Consider the following 10,835-nt stretch of genomic DNA (forward strand, 5'->3'; position numbering starts at 1 on the left):
CGCCAGGACAGAAAAGTAGCGCATGCTTTACGACATCAGGCTTCATCTTCACTACGACTACGCGGCGGCGGCCGGCGGCGGCCGCCACCAGGTGCGCGTATTGCCGTCGACGATTGCCGGCGTGCAGCGCGTCATCGCCGCCTCACTGTCCTTCGCACCCGCCCCCAACGAGCGTTCGGACTATTCGGATTTCTTCGGCAACAATGTCAGCTCGATCGCCTTTCGCGATGCGCATGACGAGCTCGATATCAGGATGAGCGCGCGCGTGTCCGTGGCGCGGCCAGAGCCGGGGCTCGACGTGTCGCCCGACATTGCCCGGCTTCGGCAGGAAATCGGCGCGGTGCGGTCGCTGTCGCCGGCTTCGCCGCATCATTTTCTGGCGGCCAGTGCTCATTCGAGCATCGACGCCGCGATCACAGCCTATGCACAGGACAGTGTCGGCGGCTCTACCGTCGGTACCGCAATGGACCTATGCAACCGCATCTATCGCGATTTCACCTATGATGGCGAGGCGACCACGGTTCGAACCAAGGCGAGCGATGCTTTCCGGCTGAAGCGCGGCGTGTGCCAGGATTTTTCGCACATCATGATCGCCGGCCTGCGCGGTCTTGGCATTCCGGCCGGCTATGTCAGCGGCTTCCTGCGCACCATACCTCCCAAGGGCAAGCCCAGGCTGGAAGGCGCCGACGCGATGCACGCCTGGGTGAAAGTCTGGTGCGGGCGCGATGCGGGGTGGCAGGAGTTCGACCCGACGAATGGCATGCGGGCCAGCAATGACCATATCACCGTCGGCCGTGGTCGCGACTATTCCGATGTGGCGCCGATTGTCGGCGTGTTGAAAACCACGGGTGGGCAGGTGGGCGAGCAAGCGGTTGACGTGATCCCCGTCGTGCTCGAAAAGGCGTGACGTGCTGAAAGCTGTGGCCGAACAGAGATTGCTTCTCAAAATGGAGTACGAAGGCTATCCTGCATTCATACGGGGGACACAACTACCCACGCATGTATATCACGCGGAGACGCGGAGTTCGTCGTATTGAAAGCAGTCAGTATCATAATCCCTGCCCATGACGCGGCAGCAACCATAGCGAAAACGCTGGCGTCGCTTCGCGCGGAGATGGACGTTATCGGCGAGATATTGCTGGTGGATGATGCCTCATCGGACGGGACGGCGGCGACCGCGGAGGATGCGGCCTCGCAACTTGGCCTTCCGCTGCGGGTGCTTCCAGCAAGTTGCCGTGATGCGGGTGCGGCCCGCAATCTCGGCTTGGCCGAGGCGCGGTGTCCGTGGGTATACATGATCGATGCCGACGACCTCCATATCGAGGGCGGCCTTCGTTCGCTGCTGCTTCGGTCGGAAGCCCAGCCAAAGGCGCAGGTGATCGTCGGTGGCTTCCGGCGGAGGGTCAATGGCCAGGATCGGCAGATCAAGGTGCCCGGCGGTTACACGTCCGCCTGTCTCGCCAACGCTTCGGCTTATGTAAGAGGCGATATCCGATCGGTCGCGGTGGGCAGCGTGCTGGCGTCCCGGACGGCCATAGGCGATACGAGATTCCCGGTTGGACTGGCCTATGACGAAGACACGCTTTTCTGGGCGCGTTTGATGAGCAAGGCGTCGCTTGCCATGATCTCGCAACCCGTCATGATCTATGAAGTCTCGCCGGAGCGGTCCGACAATCGCTTCACGGTCAAGGCGGTGAGACGATTCCTGGACTGGCGCCGGGAACTGCGCACGCTTACCGACTCCGGCATTCCCAAATCGGCACTCAAGACCAGGGAAGGGCTGGTTGCCCTGAAGATTGCCCGCGTCCACTACGCCCGGGGGGACCTGGAGACAGCGGCCCGTTTCCTGGCTGTCGCGGCTGTCGCGCCGAAAGCGAGATCCGATGCCTGGCGCTGCCTGCGTTATCAGTTCAAGCTCGCGGCACGGCGCCGGTTCTCCATCCCGAAAGTCCACCTGCAGGGTGCTCTGTAGTCTACCCCACATCACAATATGGTTCTTGACGCGCTTTCGCGAGGCGAGGGAACCAGCGGGCGGCAAGCAACTTATCCATGGGAAATTCTCGTGGAGGACAGATGCTCGAAAGGTCCGTGCCACCTTCCGCCGGGGATGCGGCGCCGAACAACGGGGCGCAAGCCTCGGCCGAGCGGGCCTCGCTGGCCTATGTCAGCGACGCGGAACCCGGCATCCGCCGCCTGCGTGCTGGAAAGGGCTTTACCTACAGGGCCGCCGACGGCCGGGCTGTGGGCAAAAGCACTGTCGATCGCATCAGGGCAATCGTCATCCCGCCGGCATGGACGGATGTCTGGATCTCGCCCCATGCCGATGGCCACATCCAGGCCACCGGCCGGGATCAGCGCGGACGCAAGCAATATCGCTACCATGCGCAATGGGCGGAGGTGCGCGATAGCGCGAAATATTCGAGCTTGACCGCCTTTGCCGAAAGTCTGCCCGAACTGCGGCGCCGGATCGACGCCGATCTTCGCCGCCATGGCTTGCCGCTCGAACGTGTCGTCGCGGCAATTGTCTGGCTGCTCGACAACACGATGATCCGGGTCGGCAATGCAGCCTATGCCCGGGACAACAAGAGTTTCGGGCTGACCACATTGCGCGACCGCCATGTCGAAGTCGTCGGCTCGAGCCTGCGGTTTAGCTTCAAGGGCAAATCCGGCAAGGAATGGAAGCTGAAGCTGGTCGATCGCCGCATCGCCCGGATCGTGCGCGGCGCGCAGGACCTGCCGGGCCAGAAACTGTTCCAGTATCTTGACGATGACGGTCACAGGCGGCCGGTGCGGTCCGATGATGTCAATCGCTATATCCGCGACGCCATCGGTCCGTCTTTCAGTTCCAAGCACTTCCGGACCTGGGGCGGCACAATCCGTGCCGCGTCCCTGTTTGCTCAGACAGAACGCCCTGAAAGCCGGGCGCAACAGAAAAGGGTTATGAATAGCACCATCGACAAGGTTGCCGAACACCTCGGCAACACGCGCGCGGTCTGCCGCAAATGCTACATCCATCCGCAGGTCTTCGAGGCCTGGTCCGACGGGCGATTGCTCGGCGAGATGACGGATGCGAACAAGCGCAAGCGGTCGATAGAGGGTCTCGACGACGAAGAGGCTCTGGTGCTCAGATGGCTCATGGCGCGAGAGGGTTGACCGAAGTTCAGATCGAGCCTGCACGCCCTCTCGGGCGCATGATTTTTTTATCGACGCGGTGTCGGGATCGGCCCTACTGTTTCGTCCTTTGACAAGAAAAGGACCGACCATGCTCTATGCCATCCTCTGCTACGCCTCCGAAGACGTCGTCTGCTCCTGGAGCAAGGAACAGGACGACGAGGTGATGGCCAATCTCCTCAACGTCCAGGAAAAATACGCTCAGGCGGGCCGCCTTGGTCCGGTTGCGCGCCTGCTGCCGACGACGGCGGCGACGACGCTGCGGAAGGTCAAGGGCGAGGCGGTCGTCATCGACGGGCCGTTCGCCGAGACCAAGGAACAGTTCCTCGGCTTCTACACGCTCGAATGCGCCGATCTCGACGAGGCCGTCGAGTTCGCGCGCGAACTGTCCGAGGTCAATCCGAGCGGCGGCTCCTATGAGATACGGCCGGTCTCCATCTTCAACCCCGCCAGGGTCCCGGCATGACCGAACTCGCCTGGATCAGCACGGCGATCAGCACGGCGCGTCCGCAGGCGATGGGCGCGCTGCTGCGTTATTTTCGTGATCTCGATGCGGCGGAGGAAGCGTTTCAGGACGCCTGTCTCAAGGCGTTGAGGAACTGGCCGCAGAACGGACCGCCGCGCGATCCGGCCGCCTGGCTGATCTTTGTCGGCCGCAACAGCGGCATCGATGCGGTGCGCAAGCGCGCCAGGCAGGCGCCGTTGCCCGAAGAAGACCAGATCTCCGATCTCGAGGACGCCGAGGAGGACATTGCGGAGCGGCTGGACGGTGCGCACTATCGCGACGACATATTGCGGCTGCTGTTCATCTGCTGCCATCCCGACCTGCCGGCAACGCAGCAGATCGCGGTTGCGTTGCGCATTGTCTCCGGCCTCACGGTCAAACAGATCGCGCGCGCCTTCCTTGTTGGCGAAAGCGCCATGGAACAGCGCATCACTCGCGCCAAGGCGCGCATCGCCGATGCCGGCGTGCCGTTCGAAACGCCGGGCGCGGTCGAGCGCTCCGAACGCCTCGCCGCGGTCGCGGCCATGGTCTACCTGATCTTCAACGAGGGTTATTCGACCAACAGCGGCGAAGCGCCGGCGCGCGCGCCGCTGTGCGAGGAAGCGATAAGGCTTGCCCGCCTGTTGCTGCGGCTGTTCCAGACCGAGGCCGAGATCATGGGTCTGACGGCGCTGCTGCTTCTGCAGCACGCACGGGCCCCCGCCCGCTTCGACGAGAACGGCGAGATCGTCCTGCTCGAAGACCAGGACCGCGGCCTGTGGAGCCGCAAGATGATCGACGAGGGGCTGGCGTTGGTCGACAAGGCTTTGCGCCACCGCAAGCCCGGCCCCTATCAGGTGCAGGCGGCGATCGCGGCGCTGCATGCCCGGGCCGAAAAGGCCGAGGATACCGACTGGGTGGAGATAGACCTGCTCTACAGCCTGCTCGAGCAGATGCAGCCGTCGCCGGTGATCACCCTCAACCGCGCCGTCGCTGTCGCCAAGGTGCGTGGGCCCGAGGCAGCACTCGCCATGATCGAGCCGCTGGAGCCAAGGCTGTCCGGCTATTTTCATTTCTTCGGTCTCAAGGGCGGCTTGCTGATGCAGCTTGGCCGGCCCGAGGAGGCGCGCATCGCCTTCGATCGCGCCATCGCGCTTGCCAACACCGCCGCCGAGGCTGCCCATATCCGCATGCATATCGACCGGCTGATGCAGGAAGGTGCCGCGAGGACCACGATCCAGACGGCGCGCTGAATCCGCCTGGCTCAATCCTGCCGTCCGGCCTTGGACCATGCCGGGGTGGCGATCTTTCCCCCAAACGAGTAATGCCAATCCATCAACGCCTCGCATGCCTTTGGCATTGTGAAGGCATGCGCCAAGGCTTTGGCCGAAGCGTTCTTGTTTATGCATGTCGCTGTCCCAAAACCGTTGGGCACTTTTGACGACATGCATTGTGAGCGATGGGATCTGAAAGGGAAGAACATGACGATAGCGAAGGAAACGGCCGGGCTTCTGGGCAAGCTTGGTGTTGCCGGTGACGTGCTTGCGGGTGGCGACCTGATCGTGCGCAGCCCGGTGACGGGCGAACAGATCGCGGCGCTGAAGACGATCTCGCCCGCCGATGCCAGCAAGGCGATCGATGGCGCCCACAAGGCGTTCCAGGCCTGGCGGCTGGTGCCCGGCCCCAAGCGCGGCGAACTGGTGCGGTTGCTGGGCGAGGAACTGCGCGCCCACAAGGCCGAGCTTGGCCGCCTGGTGTCGATCGAGGTCGGCAAGATCCCGTCCGAGGGACTGGGCGAAGTCCAGGAGATGATCGACATCTGCGATTTCGCCGTCGGTCTCTCTCGCCAGTTGTATGGCCTGACCATCGCCACCGAACGCCCGGGCCATCGCATGATGGAAACCTGGCATCCGCTTGGCGTCGTCGGCGTCATCTCGGCCTTCAATTTTCCGGTCGCGGTGTGGTCGTGGAATGCGGCGCTGGCCCTGGTCTGCGGCGATGCCGTGGTGTGGAAGCCGTCGGAGAAGACGCCGCTGACGGCACTGGCCTGCGCGGCGATCTTCGCGCGCGCGGTCAAGCGTTTCGGCACTGACGCGCCCGAAGGCCTGGTCTCGGTGCTGATCGGTGATCGCGCGGTCGGCGAGATCCTGGTCGATCATCCCAAGGTGCCGCTGGTGTCGGCCACCGGTTCGACGCGCATGGGCCGGGATGTCGGCCCGCGCCTGGCCAGGCGCTTCGCGCGCGCGGTGCTGGAACTTGGCGGCAACAATGCCGGCATTGTCTGCCCGACCGCCGATCTCGACATGGCCTTGCGCGCCATTGCCTTCGGCGCCATGGGCACGGCGGGCCAGCGCTGCACGACGCTGCGCCGCCTGTTCGTCCATGACAGCGTCTACGACCAGCTCGTGCCGCGCCTGAAGAAGGCCTATCAGAGCGTATCGGTCGGCAATCCGCTGGAGACCGCGTCGCTGGTCGGCCCGCTGATCGACAAGGCGGCGTACGACGCCATGCGGAAGGCGCTCACCGAAGCCGCCGCGCATGGCGGCAAGGTGACCGGCGGCACCCGGGTCGAGAATGGCCATCCCGATGCCTATTATGTGCATCCCGCTTTGGTCGAGATGCCCAAACAGGTGTCGCCGGTGACGGAAGAGACCTTCGCGCCGATCCTCTACGTGATGAAGTATTCCGACTTCGACGCGGTGCTCGACGAGCACAATGCGGTGGGGGCGGGCCTGTCCTCGTCGATCTTCACGCGCGACCTGCAGGAATCCGAGCGGTTCCTTGGCGTCGACGGATCGGACTGCGGCATCGCCAATGTCAACATCGGCACGTCGGGAGCCGAGATCGGCGGCGCGTTCGGTGGTGAGAAGGAGACGGGCGGGGGCCGTGAATCCGGTTCCGATGCCTGGAAGGCCTATATGCGCCGCGCCACCAACACGGTGAACTACTCCAAGGCGCTGCCGCTCGCCCAGGGCGTTTCCTTCGACATCGAGTGAGCATCAATGGACCGGAGCGGCGGCATGGCCGCTCCGGTCCATTTCAACCCAAAGCGGCTCATCATTTCTCTAATTGCGCCGCGAATGCGGGAAACCGGCCGAGAAGGCCGCGTCGATGATCGCCAGCTTGACCGCCTGGGCGGTCATGTATTCCTGGTAGAAACCGCTGGAAACCCACATCACCGAATGGCCGCGCTGGCCCAGCCAGCCGACGCTGCCGAGTTCTTCGGCGTCGCGCAATTTGCGTGTCAGGTGCGTGCGTGAGAGCTTGAGCCAGTTCGCGAAGTCCGCGATCGAGAGCACGCCGGTCGGAATCCGGTCCAGGCCGGCATGATCGGGATCGACGCTCGCGATCAGCCTATCCATGACGACGCCGCCATTGTTGAGCCAGGTGAATAGCGAGAAAGTCCGCTTGGGCTCCCGCACCGGGTTGGAGGACAGCAGGCCGTCGGCGACCAGCGGCTGCAACCTGGCAAGACCGTCTGGCTGGGCAAGGAATTTTTCCAGCCGGCTCGCGCGGTCAAGGCTGTCCAGCGTCCGCAGATGCGCAAGAGCCCAGCCTGCCACCACCTCCAGCGCGCCCGCGGCCGGCCGCAGGGGGCGGATGCGGCCGTCCTGACTCGAGGGCAGCAGTTCAATGAAGTTGTAGTGCAGCATCTCCTTGACGAAGGCGTCGGCGGTATTGCGGCTCGCGACGTCATTCTGGCGGATCACGTCGATGAAGCGCGCCGCCGTGAGTTCCTTGCGATAGTCGTCGGGTTCGCGCCGGAAATGCAGGGCAAGGCCGATATGAGCCATCAACCAGCGTTGCTGGGTGGCGAACACGGAGGAGAGCCGCGGGCTTATCTCATAGATCTGGTTCATCGCCCGCGCCTGGGCGCGAACACAGCGATACAATGCCGGATGGCCGGCGATATCTTCCACGGTCAGCGCCATTGTCCCCCGCTGTCCAATCCCCCGTCGCGCAGACGCCAAATAACATTTTCAGTCTTCTGGGCCGATGTCCAGACGCCTGCAACCGATACGGAATGAAAGTATGCAACCGGAGCGAAGTTACAAAAGCCAATCATCGTTCCGGCGAATTCAGAACTGGTTGCCTGTCTCGAAGTAATTCCCGACCTGAGCCGTCCCGCGCCTCGTTGCGGATTGGCTCATCACGCGGCGTTCCCCAGCAGTCTCTATGACTGCGAAAAACAGGCTTCGAAGGCGCTGTCGACAATGGCCAGCTTGGCGGCCTGAACGGTCATGTATTCTTCGTAGAACCGGTGCGACACCCACATCACCGAGTGTCCACGCTGGCCAAGCCAACCGATGCTGCCGAGATCTTCGGCGGTCCGCAGCTTGCGGGCAAGGTGGGTCCGCGAAAGCTTGAGCCATCTGGCAAAATCTCCGATCGACACCACGCTGGTCGGAATCCGTTCCAGATTGGCGTGGGCGCAATCGATGCCTGACATCAGCCAATCCATGACGATGCCGCCATTGTTGAGCCAGATGAACAGGGAAAAGGTCTGGTTGGGTTCGCGCACCGGCGTGGAGGCAAGCAGGCCGTCGGCCACCAGGGGCTGAAGCCTGGCGAGCAGTTCGGGCCGCTCCAGGAACCTGGCCAGGCGGTTCCCTCCGTCGAGATGATCAAGTGTGCGCAGATGCGCGAGAACCCAGCCGGTGAATGTCCGTATGGTCGCGGCCGTCGGCTGCAAGGGATGCGTGCGGCCATCCCCGCCCGCGACGTATTCGGCGATGTTGTAATGCAGCATTTCCTTGATGAAGGCGTCCGCCGTGTTGCGGCTGGCCACTGCGTGCCGGTGCACGACCTTGATGAAGCGCGATACGGTCAGCTCCGTGCGGCGGTCTTGGGGATCGCGCCTGAAATGCATGGCAAGGCCGACATGACCCATCAGCCAACGTTGTTGCGTTGCAAAAATGGAAGCCAGCCTTGGGCTGTCTTCATAGATACGGATCAGCGCCTGCGACTGCTCCTGGACCTGACGATGCAACGCCGGATGGCCGGCAATATCTTCCCAAGTCAGCATTGTTCCTGGCATTCCAATTCAATTCCGACGGCCGAGTTCAGTTCCCTGTTTCCCAGCCATCGGCACATGTGTCCAGACGTACCAAATGCGGACCATAGGCCCAGCCCGGAAGGGGCGGGTTGATGGCGCGGCTTGCTAACTGGTTGCTATAGCTCGGAAAACCCCTCCCAATAATAGTCAATTCCAAAGCCGTCCGTTGAATTGACGTTCATAGGGGGGCGGGCATAGGTTCCGCGTCATCCAAGGGGCGGGGGCACGCCTTTCGGAACATGAATTCGAAAAGACCGTGATTGACGAGCGACCACACGTCGCGCGGCGGCGAAGCTTTGCCGCGTTCCGTCTCGAGATACGAGTGACTGAGTGACGCATAGAAACAAGACAATGATTTGCATGAATGCCGGTGGATTGCCCGTTTCCAACGGGCTGGCGCCGCGTTGGGGGTGGCGCCTTCTGTTGGCCGCGTCGACCTGCCTCTCGGTTCAAGCCGCTGCATTCGCCCAGACCGCCAGCCAGATCACGCCGCCAAGCTTCCGGCCGCCGCCGCAAGTCGATACGGCTGGCGTTTCCATCCCCGAAGGCTCGGGCCTGGAGGCGCCGGCGGGCGCCGAAAAGCTCAGGGTCAAGCTGGCGGACGTTCGTGTCGAGGGCGGTTTGCCCGAGATGGCGGAAGCGACGCGCAAGATCATCGCCGGCCTGGCTCACCGCAGCGTCACCGCCGCCGAGATCTTCGCCGCCGCGCGCAAGCTGGAGACCGAATATGGCCGCGCCGGCTACGCGCTGGTGCGCATCGTGCTGCCGGCCCAGAAGCTCAATGACGGCGCCAGGCTTCGGCTCGTCGTTGTCGACGGATTTCTCGAACGGATCGACACCAGCAATCTGCCGGAACGCATACGCGGCCGCGTCGAGGCAACCCTTGCGCCGCTCGTTGGACAAAGAGGCATCAAGCTGTCCACCATCGAGCGCAAGCTGCTGCTGGCCGGCGACACGCCAGGCGCAAGGTTGCGCTCGACGCTGCAGGCGGGCACCGCCAAGGGAGCCAGCGTACTCGTCATCGACGGCAAGTATCGCCCGCTTGGCGCACAGGTCACATCGGACAATTCGCTGTCACCGTCGCTGCAACGGTGGTCGACGGGCGTCGGCGTCGACTTCAATTCGCTCCTCGGCCTCGGCGAACTGGCCTACCTGCGGCTTGGCGGTTATCCCGATGGCGGGGAAAGCGGGTTGTTCACGGATAGTCCGCGCAACCGCAACTATGCCGCCGGCGTCGTCGTGCCGCTCGGCTATGACGGGCTGACGCTCAACCTGGAAGCCACCCGCACACGCGCCAACCCGACAGCCGAGCCCGGCACGCTCGGCTTTGGCAGTGAGTTCGAGCGCTATTCGGCACGGCTTCGCTATCCCTGGATCCGCAGCCGCGAGCTGACGGTCAGCAGCGAACTCTCTTTCGATGTCCAGAACGATTTTCTCAACGCGGTGACGCCGATCTCGCTGCCGATCGCGGAGGATCGTCTGCGCATCATCCGGTTCGGCACGGACGCTACCTGGTTCACGCCGCTCGGCGGCGTCTTCATTGGCGATGTTGTTGCCTCTTTCGGCATTGACGGACTTGGCGCGCGCTCGGCGACGGATGCGTCGCCCCTGCTGCCCCTGTCGCGACAGGGCGCGGATGCTGCGTTCCAGAAGCTGGAAATATCGGCAAGCTACAGCCAGCCACTGGCCCAGCATCTCGGGTTCGATCTTTTCGCCCGCGCGCAGACCTCCTTCGGCAAGCCGCTGCTGCAGTCTGAGCAGATCGGGCTGGTCGGCTCGAACGGCCTGTCCAGTTTCGACGCGGGCGCCCTTCAGGGCGATTCCGGCTTCGTGCTGCGCGGCCAGGTGTCCTCACCGTGGTTGGTGCCGCTCAGCGGCGGCGTGATTTCGCTGGCGCCCTATCTTTTCGGCGCCGTCGGAGAGGTCCGCCTTGAAATGCCGACGGCACTGGAAAGCGCCAGCATACAGGGTGCGTCCTACGGACTTGGGCTCAAGTTCGATACCGCGCTTGCCAGCAATCCGACAGGGGGCAGCCTTACCTTGGAGTGGGGCCGCCAGCATCGCGACGACCATTTGCCGACCAGCGACCGTTTTTCGCTCGCTGGCGCCATTCAGTTTTAAGAC

Annotated in this window: 9 protein-coding genes; 7 read left to right on the forward strand and 2 right to left on the reverse strand. The window is 63.6% G+C overall.

The window, feature by feature from the left end; translation table 11 throughout:
• Positions 1-22 precede the first annotated feature (22 nt).
• The 6 genes from ACO07C_RS23380 to ACO07C_RS23405 all read left to right on the forward strand — a co-directional run bounded on the left by ACO07C_RS23380 (position 23) and on the right by ACO07C_RS23405 (position 6,651).
• Entirely contained in the window at positions 23-907 is an 885-nt protein-coding gene (locus tag ACO07C_RS23380) for a transglutaminase family protein (protein WP_421916533.1), read from the forward strand.
• Between the two features lie 126 nt (positions 908-1,033).
• Positions 1,034-1,972 carry a glycosyltransferase family 2 protein gene (locus ACO07C_RS23385; protein WP_421916534.1) on the forward strand — a complete coding sequence of 313 codons (939 nt, stop codon included), beginning with the start codon at positions 1,034-1,036 and terminating at the stop codon, positions 1,970-1,972.
• Positions 1,973-2,073: 101 nt separating this feature from the next.
• Positions 2,074-3,153 carry a DNA topoisomerase IB gene (locus ACO07C_RS23390; RefSeq protein ID WP_421916535.1) on the forward strand — a complete coding sequence of 360 codons (1,080 nt, stop codon included), beginning with the start codon at positions 2,074-2,076 and terminating at the stop codon, positions 3,151-3,153.
• 109 nt (positions 3,154-3,262) lie between these two features.
• Complete coding sequence (locus ACO07C_RS23395; RefSeq protein ID WP_421916536.1) at positions 3,263-3,637, forward strand: YciI family protein; 375 nt, start codon at positions 3,263-3,265, stop codon at positions 3,635-3,637.
• Positions 3,634-4,908 (forward strand): RNA polymerase sigma factor, encoded by a 1,275-nt coding sequence (locus tag ACO07C_RS23400; RefSeq protein WP_421916537.1) that lies wholly within the window; start codon positions 3,634-3,636, stop codon positions 4,906-4,908. Before ACO07C_RS23395 ends, ACO07C_RS23400 begins: the two co-directional genes overlap by 4 nt.
• Positions 4,909-5,136: 228 nt before the next feature.
• A complete protein-coding gene (locus ACO07C_RS23405) occupies positions 5,137-6,651 on the forward strand; it encodes an aldehyde dehydrogenase family protein (RefSeq protein ID WP_421916538.1) in 1,515 nt (504 codons plus the stop codon).
• A 69-nt stretch (positions 6,652-6,720) separates the two neighbouring features.
• Here the strand turns inward: ACO07C_RS23405 and ACO07C_RS23410 are convergent, their stop codons facing one another.
• Positions 6,721-7,587 (reverse strand): hypothetical protein, encoded by an 867-nt coding sequence (locus ACO07C_RS23410; RefSeq protein ID WP_421916539.1) that lies wholly within the window; start codon positions 7,585-7,587, stop codon positions 6,721-6,723.
• Between the two features lie 242 nt (positions 7,588-7,829).
• Positions 7,830-8,681, reverse strand: a complete 852-nt coding sequence (locus tag ACO07C_RS23415; protein WP_421916540.1) for a hypothetical protein — start codon at positions 8,679-8,681, stop codon at positions 7,830-7,832.
• Positions 8,682-9,134: 453 nt separating this feature from the next.
• On the opposite strand from ACO07C_RS23415, the gene ACO07C_RS23420 reads away from it, so the two are divergent.
• Positions 9,135-10,832: a ShlB/FhaC/HecB family hemolysin secretion/activation protein gene (locus ACO07C_RS23420; protein WP_421916542.1), complete on the forward strand. Its 1,698-nt coding sequence runs from the start codon at positions 9,135-9,137 to the stop codon at positions 10,830-10,832.
• Positions 10,833-10,835: the final 3 nt, after the last annotated feature.

Origin of the sequence: Mesorhizobium sp., from assembly GCF_965229135.1 — a bacterium.
Lineage (GTDB): Bacteria > Pseudomonadota > Alphaproteobacteria > Rhizobiales > Rhizobiaceae > Mesorhizobium.